This window comes from Streptomyces sp. NPDC041940 (genome assembly GCF_055589465.1).
Genome location: NZ_JBVJBP010000005.1, coordinates 280910 through 296112 on the forward strand (window position 1 = coordinate 280910; position 15203 = coordinate 296112).

Consider the following 15203-nt stretch of genomic DNA (forward strand, 5'->3'; position numbering starts at 1 on the left):
ACACCCACCTCAGCGAAACCTGGAGCGCACACATGAACATCCTTGTCTCCGGAGCCGGAATCGCCGGGCTCGCCTGCGCACGTGAGCTGGGCACCCGCGGCCACAGCGTCACCGTGGTCGAGTACGCCCCGAACCTCCGGCTCACAGGCACACCCATCGACATCCGCGGCGACGCGATCGAGGCCGTGGACAGGATGGGATTACTCGAGAAGGTCCGGAAGCAACGGGTCCGGATGTCCGAGCTCACCCAGTTCGTCGACAGCGCGGGCGAACCGGTGGCCCGGATCCCCCTGGCGGAGATCAGCGACTCCGACGACGACATCGAACTCCTCCGTGAGGACCTCGTCCGCATCCTCGCCGAGGCGCTCCCGGACAGCGCGGCGATCCGCTTCGGCGACTCGATCGAGACACTGACCGACGACGGCGTGAACGGCGGCGTCGACGTAGGCTTCGCATCGGGCCGCACCGGGCGGTACGACCTGGTGCTCGGTGCCGACGGCCAGCACTCCGCCGTCCGCAGGCTGGTGTTCGGGCCCGAGAAGGACCACCTCCGGCACCTCGGCGTCTACTTCGCCCTCGCCGACCACCCCGGCGAGGCGCGATCCGAGGGCGCCAACTCGATCTACAACGTCCCCCGCCGGATGGCAGGCCTCTTCCGGTACGCGGGCAAGGCCGTCGCGGTCTTCCAGTTCCGCTCGGAAGCGATCGACTACGACCATCACGACCTGGACGCCCAGAAGAAGATCCTCATCGACGCCTTCGCGGGCCACCGGTCGTGGCGGATACCGGAGTTGCTGGACGCGGCCCGCGCCGATCCCGGTTTCTTCCTCACTCCCGCGAGCCAGATCCACCTGCCCTCCTGGTACCGCGGCCGGGTCGCCCTCGTCGGGGACGCCGGGTACAGCCCGGCCTTCCTGTCCGGCCGGGGCACCTCGCTCGCGCTGACCGGCGCCCGCTTCCTCGCGGAAGAACTCGAACGGTGCGGCCATGACCACACCGCCGCGTTCGCGCGGTACGAGGCCCGGCAGCGCCCGTACGTCACGTTCGCCCAGGACCGTGTCCACAGCGGTCGCGACCGCATGCTGCCGGTCACTTGGGCCGCCATCGCCGCCCGCAACGAGGCGCTGCGAGCCCTGCGGACCACGCCCGGCAGCCCTCAGCGGACCACCCCCCGACGCACTGGAGAGAACGCGGAGTGAACGACACACTGGAAAAACCCGCCACCGGCGCCCAGGAGCAACGCTGGAGCAAGCGGCTCATCCTCTGGGCGGCCGTCCTCACCCTCGCCAACGTCTTAGCCGATGTGGCCATCGGCTCGCCCATGATGGTCCTGCCCCAGCTGATGGAGCACTTCGACACCGACCAGGCCGCCTGGCTGAACGCGAGCGCGTTGCTGGCCGGGGCCATCTGGTCGCCGCTGCTCGCGAAGAGCTCCGACCTCTTCGGCAAGCGCCGGATCCTCATCGGCACGCTGCTCCTCGCCTGCACGGGAGCGCTGGTCTGCCTCGTCGCCCCCAACGTCTGGATCTTCCTGGTGGGGCGCTTCCTCCAGGGCGCCGCCTTCGCCGCGGTCTTCATCACGGTGGCCCTCGCACGCCAGATCTGCACCCCGCGGGTGGCGATGGCCCTGGTCGGGCTCGTGACGTCCGGCTCGTCGATCGTCGGAATCGTCGAGCCGTTCCTGATGCAGCCGGTCATCGACGTGTTCGGCTACCGGAGCGTGTTCATCGTGGCGGCGCTGCTCGCCGCGGCGGCCGCGCTCTGCGTGCGTTCCTTCATCCCTGAGTCGCCGATCCGCGGCACCGGACGGATCGACGTGTCCGGGGCTCTCCTGCTCGGCGGCGGCCTCGCCGCGGTGCTCGCCTACACCAGCCTGGGGAGCGACCTCGGATGGCTGTCCGGGGGCATGGTCGCGCTGCTGGCGGCCGGTGCCGCCGCGCTGGCCGGCTGGGCGTTCCTCGCGCCGCGGGTCGACGAACCCATCATCGACGTCCGGGCCCTCACCCGCCCGATCCTGCTGACGCTGCTGGCCCTGGTACTGGCGGCAGGCTCGTTCCGGAGCATGCTGCAACTGACGGGCATCATCGCCCAGGTGCCCCCCGGCCTGGGGCTCGGTTACGGGCTGGGCGACGGCGAGGCGGTCGCCGTGCTGCTCGCCGCGCCGAATCTGGGCATCGTGATCGGCGGCACGTGCGCCGGATGGATCGCGGGGCGGTACGGTCCCGCGCTGCCCCTGCTCGGCGGCATCGCCGTCGGGACGGTGGCGACCTTCGCGATGCTGGCGGGCGTGTCGGTGCTCCCGCTGGCGATCGCCTGCGGCACCCTGCTCGGCGTGGCCGCCGGGGCGATCGGCGCCTCCGGCTACAACCTGGCGACCGGCATCGAGGCGCCCGAGCGGCAGGGCACGATCGCCGGTCTGGTGTCGGTCGTCCTCGCCCTCGGCTCGGTCGTCTTCAACTTCGCCGGGGGCGAGGTGCTCAAGGCGACCCTCGTTCCCGGGACCTCTGCCGACGGCGCCCCGGTGAGCACGGCGACCGGCGTGTACCTCTACGTCGCGATGGCGGGAGTGCTCTTCGTCCTCGCCTCGGTGCCCGCGGTCATGCTGGCACGCAAACGGCCCGCCGCGACGGCGACCTGACGGCTGGGTGGGTGTGACGGACCCTCCCTGACCCTCGCCCGCCGCCCTAGCGTCGAGTCATGAACGCTGAACAGGAGATCGCGGACCTGCACGGCCGGTGGGTGTTCGGCTGGGAGCGCGACGAGGGGGACGCGCCGTTCGACTTCCGGCGCACCTTCGGCGAGTTCTACGACTTCGGCTCCCCGGACGTCCGCCTCTACGACGACTTCGACCCCGAGCAGCGTGTGGCGACGACGGCCGCCGGCTACGGCTCGATCTGGGAGCCCGGCTTTCGCGGGATGGTCTCCGCGCATCATGCCGTCGACGACGGGCCGCATGTCATCGCGGGCCACGAACTGGCCGCGTCCACCCTCACCTTCGTAGCACGGATCACCATGCCTGACGGCGCCACGGACATACGCACCACGACCTCCCTGGTCTGGCGTTCAACGCCCGACGGCTGGCGGATCGTCCGCGAACACAACTCGACCAAGGTCCTGGTCGCAGGCGCTCTCGACGGCATGCTGCCGGTCAATCGGCGCGGGCAGCATCGCCGTTCCGCGCAGGGGTGAACCACCCCGGCAGGTGCCCCGTAGAGCCCGGTGTACGCGGTCCGACGGCCGCGGCGACATGGAGCGACGGAAGGAATCGGCATGGCCGGCGGCAACATCCAGATCAGCCCGGACGAGATGCGGGAGGCCTCGACCTGGCTGCAGAACCAGAAGGAGCTGATGCAGCAGAGCCTCCACGAGGCCAACACCAAGATGGAGGAGATGGTCGAGGCGGCCTACGCGACGCCGGGCTCCGAGACCAAGTTCCGTCCGTTCTGGGAGGAGTACAAGAACGGCACCCAGGAGGCGATCGAAGGGCTGCAGGGCGTCAGCGAGTTCATCAAGCAGGTCGCCGACGCGTTCGTCGACACCGACGACCAGACGTCCGGCTCCATCGGCTGAACGTGTCCCTCACGGCCGGTTTCCGCGCGCTGAGAAGCGTCGCGGACCGGCCGTAAGCGGTGCGAGGAAAGGAAGGGGAGTTTTCGATGTCGCGTATCCGCGTTCCGGTGGACGATCTCACCGACACGATGGAAGCGCTCCAGGACATCCGGGAACGGATCGACAACACCGCCCGGCTCTACCAGGTCGGGTCGTCGGAGGACGTGGGCGACTCCGAACTCGCCACGGGCGTCGACAACTTCGACAAGGCATGGGTGGCCGGCCACGAACGCGTCCAGGACAACGTGGACACGTTCAAGGAGACCACGCAGGGCATCGTCGACAACTTCACGCAGGCGGACCAGGACACGTCGAAGGAGCTCGATGACCCCGCCTGAGACAGACGAGGACAAGGGGCACGGGCACATGACGGACACGGCCACCGAGCGGCCGGCGGACTCGCCCACCGGATACAGGATCAACTTCCCCAAGAGCTGGTGGCACTTCGACCTCGACCCCAGCACCCGGGACGCGTCCATCCGCCGACGGGTCGAGAAGGCCGCGGCCGGCCGGGACGACATCGACCGCGAGCGGCTGGACTCCCTCATCCGTGAACTGCGCGGGACGACCCGGGAGGCGCATGCCCGGGGCGCCCTCCAGGCGGCGGGGATGCTCGCCTTCCTGACCGACGGCAGCACGCTGACCGCCACGACGGTCGTGCTGCGCACCGAGATCCCCGAGGGCGAGCCGACCGACCTGTCCCGGCTGATGGTGTCCGCCGGCGTCCACAACAACAAGACCTCGGTCGGCCGGGGCACAGGCGCCAACACCGTGGAGATCATGGAGGTTCCCGAGCTGGGCAGCGTCGGCCGGATGACCGCGGTCGAGGATGTGGACTACGCCGGCAGGGCCACCGTGCGCACGGGGATGCACCACGTCGTGGTGCCCGTACCGGGCAGCCGGACGCTTCTGATCATCTCCAGCTCCACACCCAACATCACGATGCTGGACGAGTTCTTCGAGGTCTTCGACGCCATCGCGGGAACCTTCCGGTTCCGGGACGGCGCCGGCCCCGAGGGCGTGGACATCGAGAACGGAAAGTGAGGTCGGGACATGGTGCGGCCACCGCTGTCCGAATGGGAGGACGTGTTCGGCTTCACGGAGGATCCGACACCGGGCGACCCGGAGATCCTCGAACAGCTGGCGTCCGAGTACCGGAAGGTCTCCCACGACGCGGATGACGCCGGATCCGTGGTCTCCCGGCTCGACTCCAGGGACCTGGGCGAGGGCAAGTCCATGGAGGAACTCCGCGACAAGCTCGGCGAACTGCCGGACCAGGTGGGCCGTCTGGCGTCGTCGTACGAGAAGGCGGCCGCCGCGGTGAAGGAGTACGCCACCCGGCTTCGGGAGTCGCAGGAACAGGCGGACAAGGCCCTGCGGGACGGCCGTGAGGCCAAGGACCGGCTCGCCTCGGCCGTGGAGGTGGCGACCGCCGCCGGTGCCAAGGTGACCGGTCTGGACAACGCCGAAGCACCGCCGCCCGACGACGAGGCGGCCAAGAGCAGCGCCCGGCGTGCCATGGCGGACGCGAAAGCGGAGCAGGACGAGGCCGCGAGGTCCGTCGAGTCGGCCGAGGCGGATCTCGAGGCTGCCCGGAGACTCGCGCTCGACGCGCAGGACCTGCGGGTCTCGGACGCCGGCCTCGCCCGTCGGCAGCTGGACGAGGCCGAGGGGGAGGCGGTCGAGGGGAAGAGCACGTGGGACAAGATCTGGGACATCGTCGGCGCCGTCCTTGGTTTCGTCGCCGGTGTGCTCGGAGTCCTTGCGCTGTTCGTCCCCGGTCTCCAGGCGCTCGGGGCCACCCTGCTGATCGTCGGCCTGGGAGCCGCCTCCCTGGGCATCACCATCGCCAAGGCGGTGTTGACCGGCGAAGTGGACATCGTCGGCATCGTCCTGGGCGTCGTCGGCCTGGCGTTCGGCGGAGCCGCGATCTTCAACAGCGCCAAGGCGGCGATCACGGCGGGGACGAGCCTGGGCAAGGCCCTGTCCGGGATCGGTCGCGCGTTCAAGGGAGCGGGGGCCTATGTGAGCAACGTCTTCAAGGGGCTCGGCAAGCCGCCGCCCGTCGTGCAGGACATCCCGCTCAACACACTGGGACCGCTCGGCAACGTCGGGGGCGGCGGCCTGGGCGCAGGCATGGGGCGGTTCACCGCCGGATGGAAATTCGTCCTGCCCGGGATGACGGGCCAGATCCCGGGAGGCGACATCCTCCTCAAACTGGGCCAGGGGCTCAAGGGCTTGATGCTCCTGGACGCCGGTCTGGGCTTCAAGACCATCTGGTACGGCCAGTCGTTCACCCTCCCCGTCCTGTCCGGCCTGAACGACAGCGTCGGAGCGGTGTACGGGATGATCACCGGAATCCCGGGGGGACCCGACGGCGCCACCGCGCAGGCGAAGGGCGACTTCCCGATGGAAGCGGGTTAGGCACGCCCACGCACGAGGGCTCCCGCACCGGCCGACGCCGGTGCGGGAGCCCTCCGCTCGTACGGCCCGTCAGCCACCGGCCGACGGCAGCACCGTCTCCGGGACCTGCACGGTCCGCAGCACGCCGTCGCCCAAGTGCAGGATCGCCCGCCCCGGACGGGCCGCGCCCAGCCGGCTGCGCGGCACCTTGACGCCGATCAGTTCGCCGTCGCTCATGTTCTGCGGCTTCAGCAGCAGCCCGCACCGGTTCCGGCGGGCCTCGGTGTGCCAGCCGGAGAAGCCGGAGGAGAGCCGGTCGGTCTGCCCGGCGATCACCAGGCCCCGGCCGGTCTCGGCACCGGACTTGGCGATCTTCGTGAGGACCGGCTCGGCCTTCGTCTTCAGCAGCAGGTCGGCGTCGTCGAGGAGCACCACGGCCCCGTCGGGCGAGGAGGCCAGCGCCTCCTCCAGGGCCGTGGGGTCGATGTCGGACTCGTCGAACACCGCGAGCACGCCCGGCCGCCCGGCCAGGCCGCGCAGCGGCGAGCGGGCGGGAGCTCCGATCACGACCGGGGTACCGGACGCGAGCAGCGACAGTGCGACCGTCGACAGCACGGTGCTGCGCCCGGACCGGGCCGGGCCCGCCACCAGGAACGTCGGCGTCATCGAGAAGTCCGGTCCGAAGGCGGTCAGTTCGTCGCCGCCGACACCGGCCACCGCCCATCGCGAGTGCGGCCACGGCTGCGGTGCGAACCCGGCCGCCTCCTCCCAGGTGAGCCGGTCCGGCAGGGTGTCGACACGGAACGGCCGGGTGGCGGCGGGCAGGTGAGCCGAGCGTTCACGGCACTGCTCGGCGATCCGCTGGAGCGCCGCGGCCTGCGCCTGTCCCCCGGGGTCGTCCGTGAGGAGCGCGATCTGCACCTCCGCCTTGTCGGCGGCGCGCAGGGCCCGGCCCGGCGGGATCTCGTCGGGCACCTTCCGCTGGGTCACGCCGATCATGCCGTACTCGGACTTGTCGTTCAGCTTCAGTACGAGCTTGTCCTCGGTGGAGTTGCCGACCCGGCTGGAGAACAGCGCCCGGTCGCCGGTCATCACCAGGTGGACGCCGACGCTCGCGCCGTCCCGGAGCAGGGTCTGCACCCCGGACAGCAGATTCCCGGAGTCGTACTCGCCGAGCTGCTTGTCGAAGACCTCCCACCGGTCGATGAACAGCACGATGTGCGGCGGCCGTTCGTCCTCGGGCAGCGCGCGCCTCAGTTCCGTCAGGTCGGCGCTGCCGCGGGCGGCGAGCATCTCCTGCCGCCGGCCGAGCTCCGCCGTCAGCCGGGCGAGCAGCCGGGCCACCCGGTCCGGCTGGGTGCGCTGGGTGACGGCGCCGACGTGCGGCAGTCCCTCCATGGCCAGCAGTGCGCCGTTGCCGCAGTCGATGCCGTACAGGTGCAGCTGGGCCGGGGTGTGGGCCTGGGCCAGCATGCCGGCGAGCGTGCGCAGGGTCTGTGACCGGCCCTGCCGGGGCGAGCCGATGATGTGCAGGTGTCCGAGCGTCGCCGGGTCGATCACCAGGGGCAGCCGGGCCTGTTGGGCGGGCAGGTCCACCACGCCGTACGCGACGGGCGCGAGGTCGTAGTCCGAGGGCGGGGCCGGCGGCAGTTCGCCGGTGACCAGCTTCTCGGGCAGCGGCGGCAGCCAGGGGCTGTGCTGCGCGGGGATGCCCATCTCCCGGTCCGCGTCGCGGATCGCCTTGACGAGTCCGGTGAGGTCGGTCTCCACTGCGGCGGGGGCGGCCGCGCCCGCACCGCGGGGCCGTGGCGGGAGGGGCTCGCCGAGCCGCTCCCAGCCGACCGTCACCGCCCAGGGTGTAGGCAGCGAGGTCGCCGCGGCGCCGGGCCGACGGCCGCCGACCCGTCCGGACTGGAACGGCACGAGGGAGTTCTGGCCGAGCCGTACGTAGGCGCGGCCGGGGTTGCTCTGCGAGATCCCGGCGGCTTCGGTGGAGTTGATGACGTCCTGGCTCTCGCCGGAGTCCGTCACCCGCAGCGCGATGCGCAGGTTGGTGTTGGCGCGGATCTCCGAGGAGACGACCCCGCTGGGGCGCTGCGTCGCCAGGATCAGGTGGATGCCGAGGCTGCGGCCCCGCTGTGCGATGTTGACCAGGCCCTTCACGAAGTCCGGCAGGTCGCGCACCATCGAGGCGAACTCGTCGATGACGATGAGCAGCCGGGGCATCGGGGTGTGGCCCGCCGGGTTCCGCTCCAGCGCGTCGACGTAGTCCTCGATGTCCTTGGCGCCGGCCGCGGCCAGGATGTGCTCGCGCCGGGTGAGCTCCGCCGTCAGCGACACCAGGGCCCGCTCCACGAGGTGGGCGTCGAGGTCGGTGACCATGCCGACGGTGTGCGGCAGGTCCACGCAGTCCTTGAACGCGGAGCCGCCCTTGTAGTCGACGAGGACGAACGTCATCGCGTCGGGACGGTTCGCCACCGCGAGGGAGGCGACGAGCGTCTGGAGGAGTTCCGACTTGCCGGAGCCGGTGGTGCCGGCGACCAGCCCGTGCGGGCCGTCGCGCCGCAGGTCCAGGTGGAACGGGCCGTCCAGGGAGACGCCCACGGCCGCCCTGGTCGAGCGGCCCCCGGCGTTCCAGCGGGCCCGGATGCCGTCGGCCTGCGGCGGGTCGAGGGCGAGTACGTCGAGCAGCCGCGCGGAGCCGGGCAGCACCGCGGCCTCCTCGTCGGCCCCGCCCGGGTCGCGCAGCGGGCCCATCGCGCGGGCCAGCGAGCGGCACCAGTCCTGCGACACCGCGTCGGGCCGGATGCCCCCGACGGTGCCCCTCCCGGAGCGTCCAACCCGCAGGGTTCCGCCGGGCTCCTCCACGGCGACGGCGTGGCACTCCTCGGGCAGCAGCCGCTCCTCGGCGTCCAGGCAGACCGCGCGGACGCCGACGGACGGTCCGTCGCGCAGGATCTGCGCCACGCCCGGCAGCGAACGCAGCCTGCGGGCCCCGTCGAGGACGACGAGCACATCGGGTCCGGCGGGCCGGCTGCGCCGGTCCTCCCGTCCGGCGCGCTCGGCGATCAGCGCGGTCAGTTCGGCGACCCGGCGGGCGCAGGACTCCGTGCCGTAGCCGATGCTGGCCGGGGTGTCGCCGGACTTCTTCCGCACATGCGGCAGCCAGCGCAGCCAGGACCAGCCGTCCCGGCCGGGTCCGCCGGTCGTCAGCAGGTGGATCTGGAGATCACGGGGGCTGTGCAGGACAGCGGCCTGGGCGACCGCCCACCGGGCCACGGAGCGCGCGGCCGGGCCCTCGCCGGCGATGCCCAGGACGTCGTGCTCACGCAGCGGCACGGTCACCGGCACGTCGTACGCGGTCCACGGGTCCTGACGGCGGTGTTCGTCCTTGGTCGGGTCCTGGAGCACCACGTCGGAGGGCAGGTCGGCGGTCCCGACGCGCAGTTCCAGGAAGTCGGCGTCCGAGGTGCGGCGTTCCCACAGGCGGTGCCGGGGGCCCACAGCGGTCAGGACGACCTCGGCCGGGTCCGGGAAGCCACGGCGCCGGGCGGTGCGTTCGGCCGTCAGGGCCTGCTCCGCGTCGCCCTCGATGCGCGCCTTCTTCTCCTCGTAGGCGGCGACCGCCTCGGAGTGGGACTGGCGCCCGGTGCGCCGGCTCCTCATGTAGTTGCCGACGATCACGACCGGGGAGAGCAGCCCGAACAGCAGCATCGTCCAGCGGCCGAGAAGCAGCGCCCCGGTCACCGCCATCACCAGCGGGGCGGCCGCGGCGAGCCACGGAAGCGGCCGGGCGCCGGGCGACGCGGGCGGGGAGGGCAGGGTGAAGCGGGTGGCGTTCTCGGCCGGCCGCAGCCGCGGGGGCCGGTTGTAGTCCCAGCCGGTGCCGTCCTCCGACGGCTCCACGGCCGCGTCCGGCTTCTGCGGGAGGGCGAGTTCGAGCAGGCAGTCGCCGACGAGGAGCTGCGCTCCGGCCGGCCAGGCGGCGGCCTCGGCCAGGTCCGCACGGTCCAGTTGGAGGGTGCCGCCGGCCGGCGCGGAGGCGTCGGGCGCCACGCGGCAGCGTCCTCCGGGGCCCACGGTCAGGACGGCGATCGGACGCTCCGGCACGGTGCGCAGCACCTGGGCGGCCCCGTCGCGCGCCAGCCCGATCCGGTACTCGCCGATGTCGAGCCGGTGCACGGCGCCCGCCCCGGTGCCGCCGACCGCGCGGACCTCCGCCAGCCCGTCCGGTTCGGCCGACGAGGTACCGGCCGGACGGCCCAGGCCCACGACGGCCGCGTGATGGAGCGGTGCGTCCCGCAGCCGCATGTCCGCGGGCAGCAGCCGGTCGCCCACGTACAGGCCGAGGCCTTCCGGGGGCCGGACGCCGCCGGCCCCGGCCAGCGCCTCCGCGACGCCGCCCACGGGCGTGTCGGGGTCGGCGTCGAGGTGGACGTCGAACGCGTCACTCTCCCCATCGACCACGGTCAACATCAACGACACGAAACGTCCTCCAGCCAGCGTGTTTGCGGGGGCGCTTGAGCCGTGCTCGGCAGCTCTCGCGCCACTGACGGGACCTACGGGGCCGGGGGGGGGGGGGGGGGGGGGGGGGGGGGGGGGGGGGGGGGGGGGGGGGGGGGGGGGGGGGGGGAGGCGTACGNNNNCTGTCGTTTTGTTGTGGCCCCCCCCCCTCCCCTACCGCCCCCCCCACCCCCCCCGCGCCCCCACCCCCCCCCCACCACGCCTGTCCTTGGGCCCCCCCCCCCCCCCCCCCCCCCCGGGCCCCGTAGACGCCTTCGGGTGCTCGGCTCCGGGACTCCGCCGCTGTGCCGCCCCTCCCCCGCTTTCGACCGTCCCGGCTCCGCCGCCGGGGTCCCGACAAGGAGTCAGAAGATGATCTGGTACGTCCTGGCCGTGGTGCTGGGGCTGGCGCTGATCGGAGCGGTGGCCGCGCTGGTCGTCACCGAGCGGCAGCCGCGCCCGCCGAAGCCCGTCGCCCCCTCGGCCGCCGTCGAGGGGCGGGAGGCCCTGGACGTGGTCGACGCGGGCCTGCGCCGGCTGACGGGCGAGTGCCTGCGCTCGGGCCGGTCGCTGCCCGACATGTACGCCGTCGTCTACTCCGAGGAGCGGCTCGGACTGCTGCTGGCCGGCGCGGAGGAGGACGCTCCCGCGCCCTGGACCGCCGAGGCGGACGGCGAGCGCTGGACGGTCTCGTCCGACGCCCTGCTCCGCCGCGGCCCGGAGGGCGAACCGGCTCTGCCGTACGCGCTGACGGTGACGGTGGGTCTTGACGGCGCCGACCGGGTGCTGGTCGACCTCTCCCGGGCGTCGGGGCCCGTCTCCGTGGCGGGACCCGACGAGGAGGTGCGCAGTCTGGCGCGGGCCGTGGTCGCCGAGGCGCTCTCCGGCCCGGTGGGGGCTCTCGCCGAGGTCACCCTGGTGGGATCCGTGGCCGGGGAGGGGCTCGTCGCCGACGACGTGCCGCAGGCCTCGCGTCTGCACACCGCGGCCAGCCTGGAGGAGGCGTTCGCCGTGGCGGCTTCGGCGGGCCCGGCACAGCCGGAGCCCGGATCCCCCGACGTCACCCAGATCTTCCGGCTGATCGAGGGCAGCAGCCGGATCGCCGTCCAGGGTGAGGCGCCACACCTGTTCGTCGTGGACGCCTCACAGCTCCCGCGGCGGGAGGGCGCGCTGGACGGCCTGCGGCGCGGGGACGCGCTGCTGGTGCTCGGCGACGCGCCCGCGGGGTGGCGCTGGCGGGCCGGTGCGGGCGGATCGCTCGACACCGGACCGCTCGGCCTGGAGATCACCCGGCACGTGGGGCGTCTCGCCGAGTCTCACCCGGCGTCGCGGTAACGGCCGTCCGTGTACAGCCCTCGGCTGTACAGCGCCTCCCGCAGGGCGCGGGAGGCGTAGAACGTCCGCGACTTGACCGTGCCCGGCGGCACTCCGAGGACGCGGGCCGTCTGGTTGACGCTGCGCCCCAGGTAGTGCACGTGCATCAGAACCTCGCGCTGCGGCGGCCGCAGGTCCCACAGTGCCTCCAGGAGCACCTGGGAGGTGAGCACGCGGTCCACGTCGTCGGACACCGTCGGGTGGGCGAGTTCCGGGTCGCCGGTCTCCGCCGGTCTGGCCTGGCGGGCCCGGAGATCGTCGATGACGATGTTGCGCAGCACGGTGAACAGCCACGGTCTCGCCGCGTCCGTGGTCGGATCGAGCTCCCCGGCGTGGCGCCAGGCGCGGATCGCGACCTCCTGGAGGACATCTTCGGCGCGGTGCCAGTCGCCGTGCAGTCGCCGTGCGGCGAACTGCAGCAACGCACGGCCGTGAACCTGGTAGAAGGCTCTGAGGAACTCCTCGGGACGGAGTTCCGCGGTGGGGGGACGGGGTGTTCGGTCTTCGGTCGAGGATTCGGTCGAAGTGCTGGCCGACAAAGGCCTTTTCCTCTCCTGTCGCCTGTGGGGGTGGCGACGGTGAACGCGCCCCGGTACCGCCGTCGTTCCGGCGGCCGGGGCGCGTCAGTCCGGTGCGCGGGTGTCAGTCCGGTTCGCGGGCGGAAAGCGAGTCCACCTCACCGGGCGTCAGTTCCCGGTCGTAGACGTGCACGTCGGAGATGTCGCCGTTCCAGTGGTCGGCGGCCTCACCCCCGATCTTGCCGCGTCCGATCACCACGTCACCGGTGGGCTTCTCCTTGCTGGAGGCCTCTCTGCTCCCCGCGAGTCTGCCGTCCACGTAGATCCGCATCCGGTGGTCCTGGTCGCTGTACGTGCCGGTGAGGTGGTACCAGCGGTCGGTCTGCGGCTGCTCGGCCTTCTCCGCGACGGTACGGGCGCCGGGGAAGCTGAACGCGAAGTTCTCGTCCTGGCTGGAGTACTGGAGAAAGAACGTGCTGACTCCGAGGCCGTCCTGGGAGACGGCGGTGTGGAAGCCGTTCGTGGAGGTGAGCCGCACGCGTGCGGCGACCGAGTAGTCCGCTCCGGTGGTGTCGACCGGGGAGGCGGCGTCCACGTATCCGTTGCCGTCCAGCCGTAGGGCGCCGCCCTCGGGACCGTCGTCGGTCCACTCCACGTCGCCGCTGACGACCGCGTCGTGCTCACCGGCCTTGGCGGTGCCGGACCGGTGGAGGGGCCACCACCCCGCGCCGCGAAGCGACTGGACGCTCGTGTCCGGCGAGGCGCGCCGCTTCTCGGGCTCCCCGGATTCCTGACCGCGCACCAACTGGGTGACGACGAAGGCCAGGGCGACGGTCAGTACGGCGATCGTGGTGATGAGTGACCATCTGCGCGTCATGATGCTCCCTGGTACGCGCGGCAAAGCAATGTCACTGGTGATCAACTGTCCGTTCTGGAAGTAGTTTGACGTACCACCAAAGTGTGACAGGCCGATGTGAACACCAGCGCAAGTGCCCCGGACACCCCGGCCTACGGCAGCCGCCACTCCACCGGCGCGTTCCCCTGACGCACCAGCAGGTCGTTGGCCTTGCTGAAGGGGCGCGACCCGAAGAAGCCGCGGTCCGCCGACATCGGCGAGGGATGGGCGGACTCGATCGCCGGCAGGTCCCCGAGCAGCGGCCGCAGATTACGGGCGTCCCGGCCCCACAGGATCGACACCAGCGGCTTGCCGCGCCCCACCAGGGCCCGGATGGCCTGTTCGGTGACTTCCTCCCAGCCCTGGCCCCGGTGGGCGCCGGGCTTGCGCGGGGCGGTGGTGAGTGCCCTGTTGAGCAGCAGCACCCCCTGTTCCGACCACGGCGTCAGGTCTCCGTTGGACGGCCGGGGCAGCCCCAGGTCCGTGTGCAGTTCCCTGAAGATGTTCTCCAGACTGCCCGGCAGCGAACGCACCTCGGGCGCCACCGCGAAGCTCAGCCCGATGGCCATCCCCGGCGTGGGATAGGGGTCCTGGCCGACGATGAGGACGCGGACGTCGTCGAACGGCTGCTGGAAGGCCCGCAGGACATTCGCCCCGGCCGGGAGGTAGGTCCGGCCGGCCGCTATCTCGGCCCGCAGGAAGTCCCCCATCGCGGCGATACGTTCGGCCACAGGTTCCAGAGCCTTCGCCCAGCCTGCTTCAACAAGTTCGTGCAAGGGTCGTGGTGCCACAGCGCGTCACCCTACTGGCACACAACCGGTCCCCGCACGAACGCGGAAGCCCGCACGCGCGGACGCCGCCCCGGGGCTACTCTTCCTCCCCGGAAGGAGGGGATCCCGTTGCGTCCAGTGACCGTGACCGGGGCGCCGGAGGGATCCGGGTTTCTCGCCGTGGACTCCGGGGGGTCCGGACTCCGGGCGGTGGTGGGAACCGCCGCGCGCGGGCCGCTGGCCCGGCGGGAGTCGGCGGAACCGGTCCGCACGGGCGACCGGGGCATCGACCCCGCGCACTTCATGGCGCTGCTCATGCCCTTGGCGCGTGCGCTGACCGCGGAGGCCGGGCCGGTGCGGCTGACCACCGTCGTCGTCGGCGCCGCCGGGCTCGCCTCCCTGGGTGACGCGCTGCGCGCCGAACTGCCGGGTGCCCTGGCCCGGGAACTGGGCGTACGGAGGGTCGCGCTGGCCGCCGACGCCGTGACCGCGTATGCGGGCGCCCTCGGCCCGCGTCCCGGTGCCGTGATCGCCGGCGGTACGGGGCTGATCGCGATCGGCACCGACCTGACCCGCTGGCGTCGTGCGGACGGCTGGGGGCATCTGCTCGGCGACTGCGGGGGCGGTGCCTGGATCGGGCGGGCCGGTCTGGAGGCCGCGCTGCGCGCCCATGACGGGCGCGAGGGCGGCTCGGCCCGGTTGCTGGCGAGCGCCGAAGAGGTGTTCGGACCCGTGGCCGGGCTGCCCGGCGCGCTGTATCCGCGGCCGGACCGGCCCGCCGTCCTGGCCTCCTTCGCACCCCGGGTGGCCGCCTGCGCGGAGGGGGACCCCGTCGCGGCGGGCATCCTGCGCCTGGCCGCGCGGCACATGGCCGACTCCGCGGCAGCCGTGTGCCCCTCCGGCGGCGAGGCCCGCGTCGCCGTCACCGGCGGCCTCTTCAAGCTGGGCGAGCCGCTCCTCGGGCCCGTGGACGAGGAACTGGCACAGCGGCTCCCGCACGCGCGCCGGGTGCCGGCCGAGGGCGATCCGCTGCACGGTTCCGTGCGCCTGGCGACCGAGCTGAGCACCGGCCGCCTCACCCTGCCGGGTGACGAGACGATGCTGTCCGTGACAACCCGGTCGGGTGAATGA

Annotated in this window: 13 protein-coding genes; 9 read left to right on the forward strand and 4 right to left on the reverse strand. The window is 72.6% G+C overall.

Annotation, left to right across the window (positions count from 1 at the left end):
• The first annotated feature begins 32 nt into the window (after positions 1-32).
• The 7 genes from ACZ6I3_RS12285 (at position 33) to ACZ6I3_RS12315 (ending at position 6033) form a co-directional block, all read left to right on the forward strand.
• A complete protein-coding gene (locus tag ACZ6I3_RS12285) occupies positions 33-1199 on the forward strand; it encodes an FAD-dependent monooxygenase (protein WP_469413996.1) in 1167 nt (388 codons plus the stop codon).
• Positions 1196-2638: an MFS transporter gene (locus ACZ6I3_RS12290; RefSeq protein ID WP_469413997.1), complete on the forward strand. Its 1443-nt coding sequence runs from the start codon at positions 1196-1198 to the stop codon at positions 2636-2638. The genes ACZ6I3_RS12285 and ACZ6I3_RS12290 overlap by 4 nt, the downstream gene beginning before the upstream one ends.
• A 59-nt stretch (positions 2639-2697) precedes the next feature.
• Positions 2698-3189, forward strand: a complete 492-nt coding sequence (locus ACZ6I3_RS12295; RefSeq protein WP_469413998.1) for a nuclear transport factor 2 family protein — start codon at positions 2698-2700, stop codon at positions 3187-3189.
• An 81-nt stretch (positions 3190-3270) separates the two neighbouring features.
• Complete coding sequence (locus ACZ6I3_RS12300; RefSeq protein ID WP_469414000.1) at positions 3271-3570, forward strand: WXG100 family type VII secretion target; 300 nt, start codon at positions 3271-3273, stop codon at positions 3568-3570.
• An 86-nt stretch (positions 3571-3656) separates the two neighbouring features.
• Positions 3657-3947: a hypothetical protein gene (locus tag ACZ6I3_RS12305; protein WP_469414001.1), complete on the forward strand. Its 291-nt coding sequence runs from the start codon at positions 3657-3659 to the stop codon at positions 3945-3947.
• The gene (locus ACZ6I3_RS12310; protein ID WP_469414002.1) at positions 3934-4653 is read left to right on the forward strand and encodes a hypothetical protein; all 720 of its coding nucleotides are present in this window, start codon (positions 3934-3936) and stop codon (positions 4651-4653) included. Before ACZ6I3_RS12305 ends, ACZ6I3_RS12310 begins: the two co-directional genes overlap by 14 nt.
• Positions 4654-4662: 9 nt before the next feature.
• The gene (locus tag ACZ6I3_RS12315; protein WP_469414003.1) at positions 4663-6033 is read left to right on the forward strand and encodes a putative T7SS-secreted protein; all 1371 of its coding nucleotides are present in this window, start codon (positions 4663-4665) and stop codon (positions 6031-6033) included.
• A 69-nt stretch (positions 6034-6102) separates the two neighbouring features.
• Here ACZ6I3_RS12315 and ACZ6I3_RS12320 read toward each other — a convergent pair whose 3' ends face one another.
• Complete coding sequence (locus ACZ6I3_RS12320; protein WP_469414091.1) at positions 6103-10488, reverse strand: FtsK/SpoIIIE domain-containing protein; 4386 nt, start codon at positions 10486-10488, stop codon at positions 6103-6105.
• Between the two features lie 399 nt (positions 10489-10887).
• Between ACZ6I3_RS12320 and ACZ6I3_RS12325 the strand changes: the two genes are divergently transcribed.
• On the forward strand, positions 10888-11850 hold the full coding sequence (locus tag ACZ6I3_RS12325) for a hypothetical protein (protein ID WP_469414004.1): 963 nt from the start codon (positions 10888-10890) through the stop codon (positions 11848-11850).
• Here the strand turns inward: ACZ6I3_RS12325 and ACZ6I3_RS12330 are convergent.
• The 3 genes from ACZ6I3_RS12330 to ACZ6I3_RS12340 form a co-directional block, all read right to left on the reverse strand.
• The gene (locus tag ACZ6I3_RS12330; protein WP_469414005.1) at positions 11832-12428 is read right to left on the reverse strand and encodes a sigma-70 family RNA polymerase sigma factor; all 597 of its coding nucleotides are present in this window, start codon (positions 12426-12428) and stop codon (positions 11832-11834) included. The two genes, ACZ6I3_RS12325 and ACZ6I3_RS12330, sit on opposite strands and share 19 nt — an antisense overlap.
• Positions 12429-12531: 103 nt before the next feature.
• Entirely contained in the window at positions 12532-13284 is a 753-nt protein-coding gene (locus ACZ6I3_RS12335; protein ID WP_469414007.1) for a LamG domain-containing protein, read from the reverse strand.
• A 131-nt stretch (positions 13285-13415) separates the two neighbouring features.
• Complete coding sequence (locus ACZ6I3_RS12340) at positions 13416-14093, reverse strand: uracil-DNA glycosylase (RefSeq protein ID WP_469414009.1); 678 nt, start codon at positions 14091-14093, stop codon at positions 13416-13418.
• A gap of 108 nt (positions 14094-14201) precedes the next feature.
• Here ACZ6I3_RS12340 and ACZ6I3_RS12345 point away from each other — a divergent pair, with 108 nt between their 5' ends.
• Positions 14202-15203, forward strand: coding sequence for an N-acetylglucosamine kinase (locus ACZ6I3_RS12345; protein WP_469414010.1), 1002 nt, complete (start codon positions 14202-14204; stop codon positions 15201-15203).

Coding starts and splice junctions, on each gene's coding strand:
- ACZ6I3_RS12285 (WP_469413996.1), top strand. CDS start 33: ATGAACATCCTTGTCTCCGGAGCCGGAATCGCCGGGCTCGCCTGCGCA.
- ACZ6I3_RS12295 (WP_469413998.1), top strand. CDS start 2,698: ATGAACGCTGAACAGGAGATCGCGGACCTGCACGGCCGGTGGGTGTTC.
- ACZ6I3_RS12300 (WP_469414000.1), top strand. CDS start 3,271: ATGGCCGGCGGCAACATCCAGATCAGCCCGGACGAGATGCGGGAGGCC.
- ACZ6I3_RS12305 (WP_469414001.1), top strand. CDS start 3,657: ATGTCGCGTATCCGCGTTCCGGTGGACGATCTCACCGACACGATGGAA.
- ACZ6I3_RS12310 (WP_469414002.1), top strand. CDS start 3,934: ATGACCCCGCCTGAGACAGACGAGGACAAGGGGCACGGGCACATGACG.
- ACZ6I3_RS12315 (WP_469414003.1), top strand. CDS start 4,663: ATGGTGCGGCCACCGCTGTCCGAATGGGAGGACGTGTTCGGCTTCACG.
- ACZ6I3_RS12320 (WP_469414091.1), bottom strand. CDS start 10,488: ATGTTGACCGTGGTCGATGGGGAGAGTGACGCGTTCGACGTCCACCTC.
- ACZ6I3_RS12325 (WP_469414004.1), top strand. CDS start 10,888: ATGATCTGGTACGTCCTGGCCGTGGTGCTGGGGCTGGCGCTGATCGGA.
- ACZ6I3_RS12335 (WP_469414007.1), bottom strand. CDS start 13,284: ATGACGCGCAGATGGTCACTCATCACCACGATCGCCGTACTGACCGTC.